Here is an 18126-nt window from a genome sequence, read left to right on the forward strand (position 1 = left end):
ATGCGCGCGGGCACCACCACAACGAGCCGGAGACAAGACCATGACAGCTTTCACTTTCACCCGGGGCGCGCGTCGCCGTCGCACGATGCTGCAGGCCGGCGCGATGGCGTTGGGCCTCGGCGTCGCCGGGCTGGCCTTCGCGCAGCCGGCCGCATGGCCCACGCGACCGATCAGCCTCGTCGTGCCGTTTCCCGCGGGCGGTACGACCGACGTGCTGGCGCGCGCGCTGGCCGACAAGCTCTCGCAGTCGCTCGGCCAGCCCGTGGTGGTCGAGAGCAAGCCGGGTGCCGGCGCCACGCTCGGCGCCGACTACGTCGCCAAGGCCAGGCCCGACGGCTACACGCTGCTGATGGGCGCGGTGCACCACACCATCGCCACCAGCGTCTACAAGAAGCTGCCCTACGACTTCCAGAAAGACCTGGCGCCCATCACCGTCGTGGCGATGGTGCCGAACGTCCTGGTCGTGAATCCGGCAAATACGCCGGCCAGGAACGTGGCCGAACTGGTCGCGCTCGCCAAGGCCGCGCCCGAGAAGCTCGCCTACGGCTCCAACGGCAACGGCACCGCGCAGCACCTGATCGGCACGCAGTTCCAGGCCAGCACCGGCACCACGCTGCTGCACGTGCCCTACAAGGGCAGCGGCCCGCTCACCACCGACCTCCTCGGCGGGCAGGTGGCGATGTCGTTCGACACCATCACACCGGTGCTGCAGCACATCAAGGGCGGCAAGCTGCGTGCGCTGGCCGTGACCACGGCGCGCCGCTCGTCGGTGCTGCCCGACGTGCCCACGCTGGAAGAGGCGGGCCTGAAGGGCTTCGACATCGGCACCTGGTTCGGCGTGCTCGCGCCGGCCGCGACGCCCAGGGAGATCGTCGCGCGGCTCAACGCCGAGATGGTGAAGATCATCAAGTCGCCCGATTTCGTGCAGCGCATGCAGGCCATCGGCGCCGAGCCGCTGGGTGGATCGCCGGACGACATGGCGCGACAGATCCGCGAGGAAACGGACAGATTCGCGAAGTTGGTGAAAGAAGGCGGCGTGGCGATCGAATAGGGCACAGGGCCTTGGTTACGCGCGTGCACACTCTCGTGCGTTGGGTACCCTGCCAAGGCATAGGATTGGGGCTTTCGTCTTCACCGCCATCCTGCCCATGTTCATCGTCACCCTCACCTACACCCGCCCCCTGGAAGAAGTCGATGCGCTGATGGACCCGCACATGGTCTGGCTCAAGAAGCATTACGAGAGCGGCCTGTTCGTGGCGTCGGGCCGGCAGGTGCCGCGCACGGGTGGCGTGATCCTCGCGCGGTCGGGCGACCGCGAGGCGCTGGAAGCGCTGCTGGCGCGCGACCCCTTCGTGCAGGGCGGCGTGGCGCGGATGGACGTGACCGAGTTCGTCCCCAGCATGACCGCCCCCAGCATCGAAGTTCTCAAGACGTTCTGATCGGGCTCGCCCCCAGGCTACGCGCACTTCGTGTCGCTTCGCCAACCCCTGCCGGGGGCAACACCTCCGGCCCGGCAGAGCCGGTTCCGCGGTGTTTCTCGAAGAAGACCGTAGGGTCTTATTTCGCTGCCGGCACTTCCTCGCGCCCACCCGGGTGCCGCGCAAAGCGCTCGGCCTTGGCGTCATGCACCGGCGCCGAATCGTCCCACGGCCAGCCGCCGAATTGCGTGCGACGGTAGTCGGCCATGGTCTGGCTGATCTCGGCCTGCGTGTTCATCACGAAGGGGCCGTACTGCGCCACCGGCTCGGCGATCGGGCGGCCCTGCAGCACGAGGAACTCGCTCTCGTCGTCGCCGTTGACCAGCTCGACCGCCGCATCCGCGCGCAGTTCGACCGCCGCCGGGCCTTCGACGCGCTGGCCGCCGATCTGCGCCACCGCGCCCTTGAAGAAATAGAGCATCCGCCGCGTGCCTTCGCCCGTGGCGGCCGGCAGCGTCCATTGCGCGCCGGGCGTCATCTTGATCGTCCAGATCGCCACGTCGGCATCGGCCTGTGCGGCCCATGACGCGGGCGGCGGCGCGAGCGGCTGGATCGGGTCCTGGCCGTTGACCGCATCGCCGAGCCGGCCGGCGATGACCGCCACCTCGGTGCGGCCGCCCTTGGCGTCGTCCGAGGCGAAGCGCGGAATCGCGTCCGACCAGAACATCGTGAAGTGCGGCTCGGCCATCTTGTTCCTGGCCGGCAGGTTGAGCCAGATCTGGAACAGCTCCAGCGGATTGGGCGCGCCCGCGTCCAGCAGCGGGAACATCTCGGAGTGCACGATGCCCTTGCCGGCCGTGAGCCACTGCACGTCGCCGCCGCCGAAGCGCGCGGTGGCGCCCAGCGAATCGGAGTGATCGACCAGGCCCTTGCGCACGATGGTCACCGTCTCGAAGCCGCGGTGCGGGTGCGAGGGAAAGCCCGGCACCGTGTCGCCGTGGTACATGCTCCAGCCGTCCTTGCGGCTGAAGTCCTGGCCGATCTGGCGGCCGGCCAGCGAGGCCTCGGGACCCATCTGGCCGTTGGCCTTGGGATAGGCGTCGTCGTGATAGACGCAGAACAGGAACGGGTCGATCGTCTGCCAGGGAAAGCCGAGCGGCTTGACCTGGACGACGGGGCCCTTGTTGTTGTTGTCGGACATGTTGATATTCCTTTCCATGGGGGGCTCGGCCGATGATGCCGTGCCAATGGTTGGAATATCGGGGCGCCGCCGCCTTCCGGTAGGGGCCTTGCCTGCAACAGTGAAGAGCGCGTATGGAACGATGGGCATCGCTCTTGCCTGTTCTTCAGCGCATCAGGTGTTCTGGTGCGTCACGACGGCGTTGGGGTCCATGTACATCAGCTCCCAGAGGTGGCCGTCGATGTCCTGGAAGCCGTGGCCGTACATGAAGCCGTAGTCCTGCGGTTCGCGCGGCGTGGTGCCGCCGGCGGCCACCGCCTTGGCGACCAGCGCGTCGACCTCGGCGCGGCTCTCGCACGACAGGCACACCAGCACCTCGGTGCTCTTGCTGGTGTCGGTGATGCTCTTGGTCGTGAAGGTCTTGAAGAAGTCCTCGACCAGCAGCATCGCGAAGATGCTGTCCTTCTCGATCACCATGCAGGCGGCATTCGCATCGGTGAACTGCGCGTTGAAGGTGTAGCCCAGCGCGGCGAAGAACGTCTTGGTCTTCTCGAGGTTCTTGACGGGGAGGTTCACGAAGATCTGCTTGTTGGCCATGGTGTTTCCTGTGTCGATGAAGGGTTGGATCTGGAGGTTTGCCGGTGTGTTGTGTACACCGTCCACAAAAGATACCAAAGAAAATGGACGGCGTCCACATGATTTTTCGACTCTCTGTTTTTGCCCGGCCCGGCCCCCGGGGGATTGCGCCCGGGACCCAAGAAGGCGGGGCATCATGGCCGCCATGGAAATCGAGTTCAAGTTTCAGATTCCGGCCGGCCGGCTGAAGGCCGTCGAGGCGGCGCTGCGGCGCGGCACCGTCGTGCGCACCCGTCTGCAGGCGCGCTATTTCGACACCGCCGACCAGGCGCTTGCCGCCCAGGGCATCGTGCTGCGGCTGCGCAAGGAAGGGCGGCGCTGGGTGCAGACCGTCAAGGCGACGGGCGACAACGCGCTGCACCGGCTGGAGCACAACGTCGACCTCGGCACCGCCGCCGCATCGCCGAGCGTCGACCCGCAGCGCCACCAGGGCACGCCCGTGGGCGATCGGCTCGCCAAGGTGCTGGCCGCGAGCGGTGCGCCGCTGGTGGAGCGGCAGTCCACCGACATCGTGCGGCTCACGCGCGACGTGCGCGTCACGGGGCCCTGCGGCGCGGTCGTGGAGATGGCGCTGGATGTCGGCAAGGTCGTGGCTTACGCGGGCACGCCTGAGCAGTCTGAATCGCCCGTGTGCGAGCTGGAGCTCGAACTCAAGCGCGGCGACGTTCAGGGGCTCGTGGCGCTCGCGCGCCGGTGGTCGCAGCAGCACGGGCTGTGGTTCAGCACCGTGTCCAAGGCCGAGCGCGGCGCGCGGCTGCTGGCGAAGGTCGAAGTCGTGCCGGCCGTGAAGGCCGAGACGCCGCGCTTTCCCGAAGGCAAGGACAAGCTCGATGGCCGCGCGGTCCAGCAGGCCGTGGTCGCGTCGTGCCTCGCGCAGATGCTGCCCAACGCCAGCGAGATCGCCGCGGGCAGCACGGACGAAGAGCAGATCCATCAACTGCGCATCGGCATCCGGCGCCTGCGTACCGCGCTGCGCGAACTGGCGGGGCTCGATGCGGACACCGGTCTTTTCGACGCGGCCGCATGGGAGCCGCCGCTGGTCGATGCCTTCCGCGCGCTCGGTGACCTGCGCGACCGCGAACAGGTGGTGAAACTGGCGCAGCCGCAACTGCGCGAAGCGGGCGCGCCGGAGTTCGATCCACTGGCGGGCAGTGACGATGTGGCGGCCGATGTGCGGTCGTCCGGCGATGTGGTGCGTGCGCCGGCGTTCCAATCGGTGCTGGTTTCGCTGATCGGATTCACCGCGGCAGCGCCGCAAGCCGAACCGAAGGCCACCAATGCACAAGCAGCCGAAGAACCCCCTCCGGCGCCGACCCCGATGAGCCTCGGCGACGCCCGCCGCTTCCTGCGAAAGCGCCTGCAGCATCTGCACAAGCAGGCGGTGCGCGACGGCAAGCGCTTCGAGTCGCTCGACACCGAAAGCCAGCACCGCGTGCGCAAGCGGCTCAAGCGCCTGCGCTACCTGGCCGAGTTCGTCGCGCCGCTGTTCGATGCCGATGAAAAGTCGTCGTCAGCCGCCGAGCGCTACCTGAAGCACCTGCGCCCCGCGCAGGACGCGCTGGGCGAATTCAACGACGAAGCCGTCGCGCTCGCGCTCTACCGCGAAGCCACGGCGCGCGACGGGCGCGCGTGGTTTGCGGTGGGGTGGTTCAGTGCGAGGCATGCGGTCCATGCGAAGACATGCCGCAAGGCGCTGGGCGGGATCGACGAGGCGCCGCGGTTCTGGACCAAGGCGGCGCGTGTCCGCTGACGCGAAGAATCAGTGATGGTGCCCGTGCGCACCATGCACATGCCGGTGCTCGATTTCCACCGGCAGCGCCGCACGCACATCCGTCACCTGCAGGCTGAACTTCAGCGCCTTGCCGGCCCATGGATGATTGCCGTCGAGCAGCACGACCGGGCCCTTGATCTTGGTCACGGTGAAGACGTGCTCGGTGCCGTCGTCGAGCCGGCCCTGAAGCTGCCCGCCCACCTTCACGCCCGGCGGAAATTCGTTCTTGGGGATGGTGCGCACCAGCGCCTCGTCGTGCGGGCCGAAGGCGTCTTCGGGGGAGAGGTTCAGCACGGTCTGGAAGCCCTTTTCCTTGCCGTCGAGCGCTTCCTCGATCTTGGGCAGGGTGTTCTCGTAGCCGCCATGCAGGTAGGCCATCGGCTCGGGGCTGGCCTCGATGAGCTTGCCCTGGGCGTCGGAGACTTTGTACTTGATGGTGACGACGGTGTCTTTTTCGATTTTCATGCCGGCATTTTCTGTGGAAACCGATTCACCGTCGAAGCGAGGCTTTCCAGGATCGAAACGCGTCCGGCAGCGTCTCCTCGGTACTCAACTTCTCGAACACCATCCCGATGAACGCCGACACCGCCAGCGGCAGGTGCTTGCGGCTCGGGTACAGCACCGTCAGCCCCTGCCCCGTGCGCTGGTACTGCGGCAGCACCGGCACCAGCCGCCCCGCCTCCACGTCCAGCCGCCCCATCGACGGCGGCAGCAGCGCGATGCCGAGCCCCGCCACCGCGGCCTTGCGCAACGCCTGCGCCGTGTTCCCGCTGAAGCGCCCGGTGACCTGCAATTCCTCCTCCACCCCTTCCGGCCCGGTCACCCGCCAGGTCGCCCGCCCACTCGGGTGCGCTGCCGTCACGCAGTCGTGATCCGCCAATTCCTGCAGCGTCGCGGGCGCCCCGCGCGCGGCGATGTACGCGGGGCTCGCCACCAACCCGTCCGTGCGCGGCCCCAGCAACTTGCGCCCGACATAGCCTGAGTCGGGCAGCGCCCCGCCGCGAAACGCAACGTCGATCTGCTCGGCGATCAGGTCGGCCTTTGCGTCGCTCAGCACGAAGTCGACGCGCACCAGCGGATTCGCCGCCAAAAAGTCCGCCACCCATTCCATCGGGAAGAAATCGAAGAAGTCCGCCGTCGCCGCCACGCGCACGAGCCCGCTGGGTCCCTGGCTGCCGGTGATCAGCTCCTGCCCGGCCTGGACCAGCCCATCGACCGCCCCCGCGCAGCGCTCGTGAAACGCCTGGCCCGCGCTCGTGAGCGTCAGCTTGCGGGTCGAGCGCTGCATCAGCCGCGTGCCCAGCTGCGCCTCGAGCTGCTGGATGCGCCGGCTCACCGTGTTGGGCGGCAGGCCGAGGCGCCGGGCAGCTTCGGCAAAGCTGCCGTAGCGCACCACCTGCACGAACATGGCGATGTCGTTGAGGTCGAGCATGGGGGTTGATTCCTTCGATGGATGGACGAGTGCAATCCGACTCTACCGTCTAGTCGATCAATGGGTGCGACCCTAACCTTGTGTCCATGTCTTCCCCATCCTCTCTTTCCCTTACCCAACGCCGCATCGTCTGGGGCGTCCGCATCCTCCTGGCGCTGGCTTTCGGCGCGGCCGGCGCCTCCAAGCTGGCCGGCGTGCCGCAGATGGTCCAGGTGTTCGATGCCATCGGCTTCGGCCAGTGGTTCCGCTACGTGACGGGCGTGGTCGAGGTCGGCGGCGCGCTGCTGCTGCTCGTGCCGGCGACCGGTTTCCTCGGCGGCCTGCTGCTGGCCGTGACCATGGCCTGCGCCGTGGCCACGCACCTCGTGCTGATCGGCGGCAACCCGGCGCCGGCCATCGTTCTCGCGCTGCTCTCGGCCTTCGTGGCGTGGCGGCTGCGGCCCGTGCCGCGGCTGGCGGCCACCGCGGCCTGATCCCTTTTCCTTCCCAACCCCCATTCAGGAGTACTTCATGAGCCAACAGCAAAAACCTCTCGTCGGCATCGTCCTCGGCTCGACCCGCGAAGGCCGCTTCGGCGAGAAGCCCGCGCAGTGGATCCACGAGATCGCCAAGCAGCGCACCGACCTCGCCTTCGAGCTGGTCGACCTGCGCGACCATCCGCTGCCCTTTTTCAATGAAGCCGGCGCGCCCGCCTGGGGCCCGGTGAAGAACGAGGCCGCGCAGCGCTGGCAGGCCAAGCTGGCCACCTTCGACGGCCTGGTCATCGTCACGCCCGAATACAACCACGGCCCGAGCGCGGTGCTCAAGAATGCGATCGACTGGGCCTACAAGGAGTTCGTGCGCAAGCCCATCGGCTTCGTGGGCTACGGCGGCGTGGGCGCGGCGCGCGCGGTGGAGCAGCTGCGGCTGGTCGCGGTCGAGATGCAGATGGCGCCGGTGCGCAACGCCGTGCACATCGGCATGGTCGAGTTCCTGGGCATCTGGCAGCAGGGCAAGAGCTTCGACGACTTCCCGCATCTCGGGCAGGCCGCCAACGGCATGTTGGACGACCTCGCGTGGTGGACCCGGGCGCTGAAGACCGCGAGGGAGGCCGCATGACCACCGCCGTCGAAGTCGCCGTCTCGACCGAGGCGCGCGCCATCGTCTACCGCACGCGCGGCGCGCAGCACGGGCCGATCACGCGGCTCATGAGCCCGGGCGACCTGGGCGAGTTCCTGAAACCCTTCGTGTTCCTAGACCTGTTCGGCTTCGATGTCGGCGGCGGCCACAAGGGCTTCGGCATGCACCCGCACTCGGGCATCGCCACGCTGACCTGGCTCATCGAAGGCGACACGCTCTACGAAGACACGACCGGCGAACAGGGCGTGCTGCGCGGCGGCGGGGTCGAGTGGATGCGCGCGGGCAACGGCGTGTGGCACACGGGCGCGCCGGCGCCGGGCGTGAAGCGCGTGCAGGGCTTCCAGCTCTGGGTGGCTTTGCCCGCAGCGGAAGAAAACGCCCCGGCGCAAAGCATCTACCTCGCGCCCTCGCAGGTGCCCCAGGACGGCCCGGCACGCGTGCTGCTCGGGCGCTACGGCGCGGCGCAGAGCCCCATTCCGGCACCGGCGCCGATGAACTACCTGGCCGTGCAACTGAAGGACGGCGAGCGGTGGCGCTACACGCCGCCCGCCGGCCACACGGTCGGCTGGGTCGCGGTCAATGGCGGTGCGCTCGATGCGGGCGACAGCGCCGGCGGGCCGATCGCCACCGGCGAACTGGCGGTGTTCGAGGAATCCGGCGCGGCCATCGATTTCACGGCCCGCGGCGACACGTCGTTCGTGCTGGGTTCGGCGGTGAAGCATCCGCACGAACTCGTGATGGGCCACTACTCGGTGCACACGAGCCGCGCGACGCTGGACCAGGGCGAGGCCGAGATCCGGCGCATCGGCGCGAAGCTGCGGCAGGAGGGCCGGCTGGGCTGATCCCGCTCGCAGGCGCGAGAAAACCGCGCGCAAACCAGCGTGCGCCCGGCGGGCGGCTGCGCCAGAATCGTTCGCTTCGAACGACTCCCGCAGCCCCACCCGCCATGAACATCGTTGACGCCTTTGCCAGCAACGCCGCCCGCTTCGTAGACATCCGACGCGACATCCACGCCCACCCCGAGCTGGGCTTCGAAGAACACCGCACCTCCGAGAAGGTCGCCAACCTGCTCGCCGAATGGGGCATCCAGGTGCACCGCGGCATTGCGGGCACCGGGCTCGTCGGCGTGCTGCGCAAGGGCACGGGCAGCCGCACCATCGGCCTTCGCGCCGACATGGACGCGCTGCCGCTGCACGAAGCCAACGACTTCGCCCACAAGTCCACCAACCCAGGCCGCATGCACGCCTGCGGCCACGACGGCCACACGACGATGCTGCTGGCCGCCGCCTGGCACCTGTCGCAGCAAGGGCCCGACGATTTCGACGGCACCGTGCATTTCATCTTCCAGCCCGCCGAGGAGATGGGCAAGGCCGGCGCCAGGAAGATGATCGACGAGGGCCTCTTCGAGCGCTTTCCGTGCGACGCGGTCTTCGGGCTGCACAACTTCCCGGTCGGCGACGTGGGCCGCTTCGCGCTCAACGAAGGCGCGCTGATGGCGTCGAGCAACACCTACAAGATCACCGTGCACGGGCGCGGCACGCACGCCTCGATGCCGCACACGGGCATCGACCCGGTGGCCGCGGTGGTCACGCTGGCGCAGCAGCTGCAGACGATCGTGCCGCGCACCATTCCCAGCACCGAGCGCGCACTGCTCGCGGTCACGCAGCTGCAGGGTTCGGATGCGCCGAACGTGATTCCCGACGTGGCCTCGGTCGGCGGCACGATCCGCACCTTCTCCATCGAGGCGATCGACAAGATCGAGGCGCGGCTGCGCGAAGTGGCCGCCGGCGTGGCGGCGGCGCATGGCTGCACGGCCGAGGTGTATTTCAACCGCTCCTCGCCGCCCACCGTGAACCATCCGGCCGAGGCGCGCTTTGCCGCCGGCGTGATGCGCGAGGTGGTGGGCGACGACATGGTCACCGACAACTTCCCCGCCGTCATGGGCGCCGAGGACTTCGCCCACATGCTGCTCGCGCGGCCCGGCTGCTATGCGTTCCTGGGCAATGGCGACGGCGACCACCGGCTCGATGGCCACGGGCCCGGCCCTTGCATCATTCACAACACCTCGTTCGATTTCAACGACGAGATCATCCCGATCGGTGCCAGCTATTTCGTGAAACTGGTGCAGCGCTGGCTGCCGTCGGGCACCTGAATTCTTTCCCTGTTGATGATGACGAAAGCGGCCACCTCGATGACTTCCACCCTGTTCACCCGACGTTCGCTGGCTGCGGTTGCAGCCGTCGCGGCCCTCTGCAGCTTCGGCGCCGCCCATGCGCAGCAGCGCGTGATCCACCTCATCGTGCCCTTCGGCACCGGCGCCGTGCAGGACACGGTGGCGCGCGCCTTCAACAACGAACTGGGCGCGGCGCTCAATGCCAGCGCCATCGTGGAAAACCGCGCGGGCGCGGGCGGCACCGTGGGCGCGGCCATCGTGGCGCGCGCGCCGGCCGACGGCAACACGCTGGTGCTCGCGGCCGCGAGCCACAACATCGCGGGCTTTCTGTACAACAAGCTGAGCTACGACCCGCTGAAAGACTTCGTCGGCGTGGCCAACGTGGGCAACGCGGGCTATGTGCTGGCGGTGGCGAGCGGCATGAACGTGTCGACCACGGCCGACTTCATCAAGGAGGTCAAGGCCAACCCGGGCAAGTACAACTACGCCTCGGCCGGCAACGGCAGCGCCACGCACCTGGCGATGGCGTCGTTCCTCGCGAAGGCCGGCCTGCAGATGACGCACATCCCGACCAAGTCCACCGGCGAGGCCGTCAACGAGGTGCTCGCGGGCCGGGTGCAGGCGGTCATCTCCTCGAGCATCGGCGTGATGGGCTTCCAGGACGACGCGCGCATGAAGCTGCTCGCCTCCACCGGCCAGACGCGCAGCGTCTTCCTGCCGAAGCTGCCGACCGTGGCCGAGAGCGGCCTTGCGGGCTACGCCTTCGATTCGTGGATCGGCCTGCTCGCACCGGCCGGCACGCCCAAGGCCGAGGTCGAGCGCATCAACGCCGCGGCCAACAAGGTGCTGGCGGACCCGGTGATCCAGGAGCGCTTCAAGCGCCTGGGCGTGGAGCCGCGCAGCCAGAGCGCGGAAGAGTTCCAGAAGCTGCTGCGCGCGGACTGGGACGCGATGGGGGTGGTGGTGAAGGCGTCGGGCGCGAAGATCGATTGAGTCGGCGGGCTGGCGGGTCTGGCGGTCTGGCATTCGGCGCCGCTTGTAGGACGCCGGTCAATTGACAACGCGCCCGCCGCGCTCATGCTCCTCCAGGAGTGCCGGGACATCCGCCCCGGACTGCAAGAGGACTTTTCATGGACTCGATTTCGCCACCCAACCTGCCTTCGGGCGCTCCCGCGAGCAGATCCCCGAAGGTTCTGTGGGGTGTGATCGGCGCGCTGGCCGTGGCCGTCGCTGCACTCGGCGGCGTGTTGCTGCATCGACAGGATGCGGGTGCGCCGCCATCGACCGTTGCGGCAGTGCCCGCCGCATCGGCCGGATCGCCCATCGCGCCGGACGACTTCAAGTCTGAAGCAATGCCGCCGGCGCCCGTGCCGGCCGCGCCGCCGGTGGCTGCGGGCGCTGTGCCGCACGCCATGGCTGCTGCACCTGCGCCGTCGCCAAGCCCTGGCGTCGCTCCCGTTACTGCTGCCGCACCTGCTGCACCGCCCTGCGCGGTCTGCGGCCACGTCGAATCGGTGCGCCCGGTGCAAAAGCGCGCGCAGAACACCACCGGCGTAGGCGCCGTGGCCGGCGGCGTGGTGGGTGGCCTGGTCGGCAACCAGTTCGGCCATGGCAACGGCCGCGTCGCGACCACCGTGCTCGGCGCGGTGGGTGGCGGCTTCGCGGGCAACGAGGTCGAGAAGCACGTGCGCACCGTCACGGTCTACGAGGTCGCGGTGCGCATGGACAACGGCTCGCTGCGCACGGTCGAGACGAAGACCGCGCCGCCCATCGGCAAGCCGGTCACGCTGCGCAAAGGCCTGCTGCGCCCGGCCGACGGCCGCAAGTAGGCGCAGCGCCGGCGGCTCGCGGGCCGCCCGGCGATATCACACAAGCCACCCGCCGCGGAAGAGCGCTTGCCCCACGTAAAACTTGACGATATATCCCTAATATATTTAAAGTGCGGACCTTTCCCACCGTCATCCCCCAGGAGCACCCCGTGAGCAATCCCCGCTGGCAAGGCATCTTTCCCGCCATCACCACCAAGTTCCACGCCGATGAAAGCATCGATGCCGAGGGCACCGCGCGCCACATCGACTTCCAGATCCGCAACGGCATCCACGGCCTGGTCACCTGCGGCTCGCTGGGCGAAGCCAGCACGCTGACGCTGGAAGAAAAACTGCAGGTCGCCAAGATCGCGCTCGAAGCCGCCGACGGCCGCATCCCGGTGCTGGCCAACGTGTCGGAAACCAGCACCCGCGAGGCGCTGCGCTACGTGGACGGCGCCAACAAGCTGGGCGTGGCCGGCTTCATGGTGATGCCCTCGGTGATCTACGTGGCCGATGCGCGCGAGGCCATGCTCAACGTGCGCACCATCGCCAACGCGGCGCAGCAACCCATCATGGTCTACAACAACCCGGTGGCCTACCGCGTGGACCTGAAGCCTGAGCACATGGTCGAGCTGGCCGATTGCGAGTGGATCGCCGCCATCAAGGAGAGCACCGACAACATCCGCCGCATCACCGACCTGCGCAACACGGTGGGCGAGCGCTACCAGCTGTTCCTGGGCGTGGACGACCTGGCCTACGAGGGCCTGGCGCTCGGCTGCGACGGCCTCCTGGCGGGCGTGGGCTGCGCGTTCCCGCGCGAGACCGTGGCGCTCTACGACCTCATGAAGGCCGGCAAGTTCGCCGAGGCGCTCAAGCTCTACCAGTGGATGACGCCGATGCTGCACCTGGATGTCTCGACCAAGCTGGTGCAGAACCTGAAGCTCATCGACCTGCTGGTCGGCGTGGGCACGGAGCACATGCGCCGCCCGCGCCTGCCGCTCATCGGCCAGGAGCGCGCCTTCATCGAAGGCATCGTGAAGAAGGCGCTCGCGACGCGTCCGGCGCAGTACCAATCGGTTGTGTAATAACCGCCCTTTCATTGTCCCAACCTAGGAAGAAGCATGAAGACAAAAGCAAGCATGGTTCCATTCATCGGCGTCGTCGGGCTCGCGGCACTCGCCATCGCAGGTCATGCCAATGCGCAGGAGCAGGTCGTCAAGATTGGGCACAGCGGTCCCCTCTCGGGCCCCAACGCGTTCGCGGGCAAGGACAATGAAAACGGCGTGCGCCTGGCGATCGAGGAGCTCAATGCGAAGAAGCTCAGCGTCGGCGGCAAGACGCTGAAGTTCGAGCTGGTCTCCGAAGACGACCAGTGCGATGCCAAGACCGGCGTGAGCGTGGCGCAGAAGTTCGTGGACGACGGCGTGAAGTTCGTCATGGGCCCGTACTGCTCGGGCGTGGCCATTCCGGCCTCGCGCATCTACAGCGACGGCGGCACCCTGGTCTCGACCGTGGGCACCAACCCGAAGGTCACGCAGGGCGGCTACAAGAACCTGTACCGCATCATCGCAAGCGACAACCAGATCGGCTCCAGCATGGCCGTGTACGCAGCCAAGGAACTGAAGGTGAAAAAGGTCGGCGTCATCGACGACCGCACCGCCTTCGGCCAGGGCCTGGCGGAAGAGTTCACCAAGGAAGCGCAGAAGCAGGGCCTCACGATCGTGGGCAAGGAGTTCACCACCGACAAGGCCGTGGACTTCACCGCCATCCTCACCAACATGAAGGCCAAGGCGCCCGAGGCGATCTTCTTCGGCGGCTATGCGCCGCAGGCCGCGCCGATGGCACGCCAGATGAAGCAACTGGCCGTGCCCGGCAAGCTCCTGGGCGGCGACACCGTCTGCAGCCCGGCCACCGGCAAGCTCGGCGGCGATGCGGTCAACGACCTGGTGTACTGCGCGCAGGGCGGCTCGATCCTGGAGAAGGCGCAAAGCGGCCCGGCGTTCAAGGAGAAGTTCAAGAAGCGCTTCAACGCCGATGCGGATGCGTACGCCGCCTCCTACTACGACCAGGTGCTGTTCATTGGCGAATCGATGAAGAAGGCCAACTCGCTCGACCCCGACAAGGTGGGCGCGCAGCTCTACAAGGACACCTACAAGGGCGTGGCCGCTACCTATGCGTATGACGACAAGGGCAACATGAAGCAGGCGCCCATCACGGTGTTCACGTTCAAGAACGCGGCGCCCGTGCCCATCGCCAGCTACTGAACGGACAACGCCCCAACATGCAACGCATCCAGATCGTCGACTCGCACACGGGCGGCGAGCCCACGCGCCTTGTGACCGGCGGGTTTCCCGACCTGGGGGGCGGCAGCATGGCCGAGCGCCGTGCGCTGCTGGCCGAGCGGCACGACAAGTGGCGCGCGGCCACGGTGCTCGAGCCGCGCGGCAGCGACGTGGTGGTCGGCGCGCTGCTGTGCGAGCCGGTGTCGCCGGACGCTGCCGCGGGCGTGATCTTCTTCAACAACGCCGGCTACCTGGGCATGTGCGGCCACGGCACCATCGGGCTGGTCGCAAGCCTGGCGCACATGGGGCGCATCGGCGTGGGCGAGCACCGCATCGAGACGCCGGTCGGCACGGTCACGACCACGCTGCATGCCGACGGCTCGGTGAGCGTGCGCAACGTGCCGGCGTACCGGCACCTGCGCCAGGTGGCGGTCGAGTTGCCGGGCCACGGCACGGTGCGCGGCGATGTGGCGTATGGCGGCAACTGGTTCTTCCTGGTGAGCGAACACGGCCAGCGCGTGGCGAGCGACAACCTCGCGGCACTGACCGACTACACGGCCGCCTTGCGCAAAGCGCTCGCAGCGCAGGGCATCACGGGCGCGGACGGCGCGGAGATCGATCACATCGAGCTCTTCGCGCCAGCCGAGGAAAGCGACGAAGGCGCGGACAGCCGCAACTTCGTGCTCTGCCCCGGCAACGCCTACGACCGCTCGCCCTGCGGCACCGGCACCAGCGCCAAGATCGCCTGCCTCGCGGCCGACGGCAAGCTCGCGCCGGGCGAGACGTGGACGCAGGCCAGCGTGATCGGCAGCCGCTTCGAGGCCAGCTACGCGATGGACGGCGACAAGGTCATCCCGACCCTGCGCGGCCGCGCGCACATCAGCGCCGAGGCCACGCTGCTGGTCGACGACGAAGATCCTTTCGGATGGGGCATCCGGCTCTGACGCCGGCTGGCATGGACGCGGATGTGATCGTCATCGGCGCCGGCATCGTCGGCGCCGCCTGCGCACACGCGCTGGCGCAGGCCGGCCGCCGGGTGCTGGTGCTCGATGCGCGCATCGGCGGCGCCACGGGCGCCGGCATGGGCCACCTCGTGGTGATGGACGACAACCCGGCCGAGCTCGCACTGAGCCGCGACTCGACGGCGCGGTGGCGCGCCCTTGCGCCGCACATGCCCGAAGACTGCGCGTACAGCGCTTGCGGCACGCTCTGGATCGCCGCGAACGAAGAAGAAATGGCCGAGGCCGAACGCAAGCAGCAGCGCCTGCGCGAACACGGCATCGATGCCCGCATGCTCGACGCAGCCGCACTGGCGCGCGCCGAACCCGCATTGCGCAAAGGCCTCGCGGGCGCGCTCGAAGTGCCGGGCGACGGCATCCTCTACGCGCCGAACGCGGCGCACTGGCTGCTCGGCCAGGGCGGCGATGCGATCCGTGTCGCGCACGCGAAGGTCGATGCCATCGAAGACGACGGCACGCTGCGCCTCGCCGACGGCACCCGCCGCAACGCGGCGCAGATCGTGCTGGCCAACGGCATCGAAGCGACGACGCTCTGCCCCGAACTCCCCATCCGCCCGAAGAAAGGGCACCTGCTGATCACCGACCGCTATCCGGGCACGGTGCATCACCAGCTCGTCGAGCTCGGCTACGTGACCAGTGCGCACCATAGCGACGGCGACTCGGTCGCGTTCAACGTGCAGCCGCGTCCGACGGGGCAATTGCTGGTCGGCTCTTCGCGCCAGTTCGACACGACCGATCCGGCCGTGGAAGCGCCGATGCTCGCGCGCATGCTGCAGCGCACGCTCGACTACCTGCCGGGGCTCGCGAACCTCAACGCGGTGCGCGCATGGACCGGCCTGCGCGCCGCGTCGCCCGATGGCCTCCCGCTGCTGGGCAAGCATCCATGGCGCGAGAAGCTCTGGCTCGCCGTCGGCCACGAAGGCCTGGGCGTGACCACAGCGCCCGGGAGCGCGCATGTGCTCGCGGCGCTGATGACCGGCGCCGCACCTGATTTCGATGCGGCGCCCTATGCGCCGCGCGGCCTGCTGGAGGTGGCATGAGCGCCCACACCTTGCTGCACATCGACGGCAACCTCGTGCGCGTGAAGGCAGGCAGTTCGGTCGCTGCCGCACTGCGCATCGCGGGCGGCATGGGCGTGGCACGCACTTCCGTCACGGGCCAGCCGCGCGCGCCGTTCTGCGGCATGGGCGTGTGCCAGGAATGCCGCGTGCTCGTCGACGGCCGGCGCCTGCTCGCATGCCAGACCGTGTGCAGCGAAGGCATGCGCGTGGAGACCTCGGAATGACGGCGCTCGAACATTGCGATGTGCTGATCGTCGGCGCCGGCCCTGCCGGCATGGCGGCGGCAGTCGCTGCCGCGTCGGGTGGCGCATCGATCGTCGTGATCGACGACAACCCCGCGCCCGGTGGACAGATCTGGCGCGACGGCCCCGGCGCTTCGTTGCCCGCTGCCGCGCGCAAGTGGCGCGATGCGCTCGCACGCCACGCCAACATCCGCGTCTGCAGCGGCACGCGCGTGATCGCCACGCCCGCGTGCAACGAGCTGCTGCTCGAAGACGAACGCGGCTGGCGCATGCGGTGGAAAAAATTGATCCTCTGCACCGGCGCGCGCGAACTGCTGCTGCCCTTTCCGGGCTGGACACTGCCCGGCGTGACGGGCGCGGGCGGCTTGCAGGCGCTCATCAAGGCGGGCCTGCCGGTCGAAGGCGAGCGCATCGTGATCGCGGGCAGCGGCCCGCTGTTGCTCGCCGCGGCTTCGACGGCGCGCGCGGCGGGCGCGAAGGTCGTGCGCATCGCGGAGCAGGCCACGCTCACTGCCGTCGCGGGCTTTGCCGCGAACCTCTGGCGCTGGCCGGGCAAGGCCGCGCAGTCGGTGACGCTGGCCGATCCGCAGTACCGCACCGCCTCGCGCATCGTCTCGGCGCAAGGCGGCACGCAGGTCGAATCGGTCCGGCTTCTCCAGGGTGGCCGCGAAGTGGAAATCGCCTGCGACCGCGTGGCCTGCGGCTTCGGCCTCACGCCCAACACGCAGCTCGGCCGGCTGCTCGGCTGTGCCCTCGCGGCCGAAGGCGCGCACGCACTGGCCGTCGATGCGCGGCAGCTCACCAGCCTGCCCGACGTCTACGCTGCCGGCGAATGCACCGGCTTCGGCGGCAGCGAGCGCGCGCTCGCCGAGGGCACCATCGCCGGTCATGCGGCTGTGGGCAACGAGCGCGCCGCAAAGCAACATGAAGGCGAACGCGCCCGCTGGCATGCGTTTGCTGCGCAACTGCACCGCAGCTTCGCGCTGGCCCCGGCGATCAGGCAGATGCCGCAGCCCGACACCCTCGTGTGCCGCTGCGAAGACGTGCCCTTCTCCGCGCTCGCCGATTGCACCGGCTGGACCGATGCCAAGCTTCATCGCCGCTGCGGCATGGGCGCCTGCCAGGGGCGCGTGTGCGGCGATGCGGCGCAGTTCCTCTTCGGCTGGACGCCGCCCGCGCCGCGCCCGCCGCTGTCGCCGGTGCGCATCTCGACGCTGGCCGGCCTGGCGGGCCAGGCGGATGAAGGCGACGCCCGACAATGAGGCCGCATCCGAAGACAACCATGGCCCCCCCGAAGACCACCCTCCGCCCCCCGCCCAAGCGCCGCGCCGCCGACGTGGCCTACGACGCCATCGAGACGCTGCTGTCCACCATGCAGCTGGAGCCCGGCAGCCAGATCGTCGAGGCCGACCTGGCCGAGCGCACGGGCCTGGGCCGCACGCCGGTGCGCGAGGCGCTGATGCGCATGGTGTCGATCGGGCTCATCGTGCAGCAACCGCGCCGCGGGCTCCTGGTGTCGGCCATCGACCTGGCCGACCACCTCGATGTGATCCAGACCCGGCGCGTGCTCGAGCGGCTGATCGCGGCCTGCTCGGCGCGCCGCGCGACGGCGCTGCAGCGCAAGGACATCGTGCGTTGCGCCGAGGAAATGGTCGAGGCCGCGGGCCGCGGCGACCTCACCGGCTACATGCGCGCCGACCATGCCCTGGACCTGGTCAACCACCAGGCGAGCCACAACGATTCGGCCGTGAAGGCGGTGATCCCGCCGATCGTGCAGTGCCGCCGCTTCTGGTACGCGTACCAGCACGAGGGCGAGATCGTCGAAGGCGCGAATGCGCACCTGGAACTCGCGCAGGGCATCGCGACCGGCGACGAAGCCGCGGCGGTCGCGGGTGCCGAGCGGCTCATGGATTACCTGGAGCTTTTCGCCCGCAAGATCATCGACAAATAGGTCGAAGGACTACCGGGGAACTACGCGTGATTTG

At 68.9% G+C, this 18126-nt stretch carries 20 protein-coding genes; 16 read left to right on the forward strand and 4 right to left on the reverse strand.

The genetic code is table 11. The features are described from left to right. Positions 1-40: 40 nt before the first annotated feature. On the forward strand, positions 41-1051 hold the full coding sequence (locus BM133_RS16820) for a Bug family tripartite tricarboxylate transporter substrate binding protein (protein WP_177224860.1): 1011 nt from the start codon (positions 41-43) through the stop codon (positions 1049-1051). Between the two features lie 97 nt (positions 1052-1148). Beyond that, on the forward strand, positions 1149-1439 hold the full coding sequence (locus BM133_RS16825) for a YciI family protein (protein WP_093435885.1): 291 nt from the start codon (positions 1149-1151) through the stop codon (positions 1437-1439). Between the two features lie 118 nt (positions 1440-1557). Here BM133_RS16825 and BM133_RS16830 read toward each other — a convergent pair whose 3' ends face one another. Then, entirely contained in the window at positions 1558-2619 is a 1062-nt protein-coding gene (locus tag BM133_RS16830) for a pirin family protein (RefSeq protein WP_177224861.1), read from the reverse strand. Between the two features lie 153 nt (positions 2620-2772). Continuing rightward, positions 2773-3195: a VOC family protein gene (locus BM133_RS16835; protein WP_093435891.1), complete on the reverse strand. Its 423-nt coding sequence runs from the start codon at positions 3193-3195 to the stop codon at positions 2773-2775. A gap of 175 nt (positions 3196-3370) precedes the next feature. On the opposite strand from BM133_RS16835, the gene BM133_RS16840 reads away from it, so the two are divergent. Next, positions 3371-4984 (forward strand): CYTH and CHAD domain-containing protein, encoded by a 1614-nt coding sequence (locus BM133_RS16840; protein WP_093435893.1) that lies wholly within the window; start codon positions 3371-3373, stop codon positions 4982-4984. Positions 4985-4993: 9 nt separating this feature from the next. Here the strand turns inward: BM133_RS16840 and BM133_RS16845 are convergent, their stop codons facing one another. After that, the gene (locus BM133_RS16845; protein ID WP_093435895.1) at positions 4994-5470 is read right to left on the reverse strand and encodes an FKBP-type peptidyl-prolyl cis-trans isomerase; all 477 of its coding nucleotides are present in this window, start codon (positions 5468-5470) and stop codon (positions 4994-4996) included. Between the two features lie 25 nt (positions 5471-5495). Continuing rightward, on the reverse strand, positions 5496-6437 hold the full coding sequence (locus BM133_RS16850) for a LysR family transcriptional regulator (RefSeq protein WP_093435898.1): 942 nt from the start codon (positions 6435-6437) through the stop codon (positions 5496-5498). Between the two features lie 86 nt (positions 6438-6523). On the opposite strand from BM133_RS16850, the gene BM133_RS16855 reads away from it, so the two are divergent. The 13 genes from BM133_RS16855 to BM133_RS16915 all read left to right on the forward strand — a co-directional run bounded on the left by BM133_RS16855 (position 6524) and on the right by BM133_RS16915 (position 18092). After that, a complete protein-coding gene (locus BM133_RS16855; protein WP_093435899.1) occupies positions 6524-6910 on the forward strand; it encodes a DoxX family protein in 387 nt (128 codons plus the stop codon). A 37-nt stretch (positions 6911-6947) separates the two neighbouring features. Further along, the gene (locus BM133_RS16860; protein ID WP_093435902.1) at positions 6948-7535 is read left to right on the forward strand and encodes an NADPH-dependent FMN reductase; all 588 of its coding nucleotides are present in this window, start codon (positions 6948-6950) and stop codon (positions 7533-7535) included. After that, positions 7532-8398, forward strand: a complete 867-nt coding sequence (locus tag BM133_RS16865; protein ID WP_093435904.1) for a pirin family protein — start codon at positions 7532-7534, stop codon at positions 8396-8398. The genes BM133_RS16860 and BM133_RS16865 overlap by 4 nt, the downstream gene beginning before the upstream one ends. A gap of 104 nt (positions 8399-8502) precedes the next feature. Then, positions 8503-9708: a M20 aminoacylase family protein gene (locus tag BM133_RS16870; RefSeq protein WP_093435907.1), complete on the forward strand. Its 1206-nt coding sequence runs from the start codon at positions 8503-8505 to the stop codon at positions 9706-9708. 39 nt (positions 9709-9747) lie between these two features. Then, positions 9748-10722, forward strand: coding sequence for a tripartite tricarboxylate transporter substrate-binding protein (locus BM133_RS16875; RefSeq protein ID WP_256219237.1), 975 nt, complete (start codon positions 9748-9750; stop codon positions 10720-10722). A gap of 137 nt (positions 10723-10859) precedes the next feature. Then, complete coding sequence (locus BM133_RS16880; RefSeq protein ID WP_093435912.1) at positions 10860-11558, forward strand: glycine zipper 2TM domain-containing protein; 699 nt, start codon at positions 10860-10862, stop codon at positions 11556-11558. Positions 11559-11707: 149 nt separating this feature from the next. Next, positions 11708-12622: a dihydrodipicolinate synthase family protein gene (locus tag BM133_RS16885; protein WP_093435914.1), complete on the forward strand. Its 915-nt coding sequence runs from the start codon at positions 11708-11710 to the stop codon at positions 12620-12622. Between the two features lie 36 nt (positions 12623-12658). Further along, positions 12659-13801 (forward strand): branched-chain amino acid ABC transporter substrate-binding protein, encoded by a 1143-nt coding sequence (locus tag BM133_RS16890; RefSeq protein ID WP_093435917.1) that lies wholly within the window; start codon positions 12659-12661, stop codon positions 13799-13801. Between the two features lie 17 nt (positions 13802-13818). Then, the gene (locus BM133_RS16895; protein WP_093435919.1) at positions 13819-14763 is read left to right on the forward strand and encodes a 4-hydroxyproline epimerase; all 945 of its coding nucleotides are present in this window, start codon (positions 13819-13821) and stop codon (positions 14761-14763) included. Between the two features lie 11 nt (positions 14764-14774). Further along, complete coding sequence (locus tag BM133_RS16900; protein WP_093435921.1) at positions 14775-15878, forward strand: NAD(P)/FAD-dependent oxidoreductase; 1104 nt, start codon at positions 14775-14777, stop codon at positions 15876-15878. Beyond that, on the forward strand, positions 15875-16123 hold the full coding sequence (locus BM133_RS16905) for a (2Fe-2S)-binding protein (RefSeq protein WP_093435924.1): 249 nt from the start codon (positions 15875-15877) through the stop codon (positions 16121-16123). The genes BM133_RS16900 and BM133_RS16905 overlap by 4 nt, the downstream gene beginning before the upstream one ends. Continuing rightward, entirely contained in the window at positions 16120-17403 is a 1284-nt protein-coding gene (locus BM133_RS16910) for an NAD(P)/FAD-dependent oxidoreductase (protein ID WP_093435928.1), read from the forward strand. Before BM133_RS16905 ends, BM133_RS16910 begins: the two co-directional genes overlap by 4 nt. Before the next feature lie 20 nt (positions 17404-17423). Beyond that, positions 17424-18092 carry a GntR family transcriptional regulator gene (locus tag BM133_RS16915; RefSeq protein ID WP_256219238.1) on the forward strand — a complete coding sequence of 223 codons (669 nt, stop codon included), beginning with the start codon at positions 17424-17426 and terminating at the stop codon, positions 18090-18092. Positions 18093-18126 lie beyond the last annotated feature (34 nt).

The sequence above is a fragment of the Variovorax sp. 770b2 genome, from assembly GCF_900115685.1.
Taxonomy (GTDB): Bacteria; Pseudomonadota; Gammaproteobacteria; order Burkholderiales; family Burkholderiaceae_C; genus Variovorax.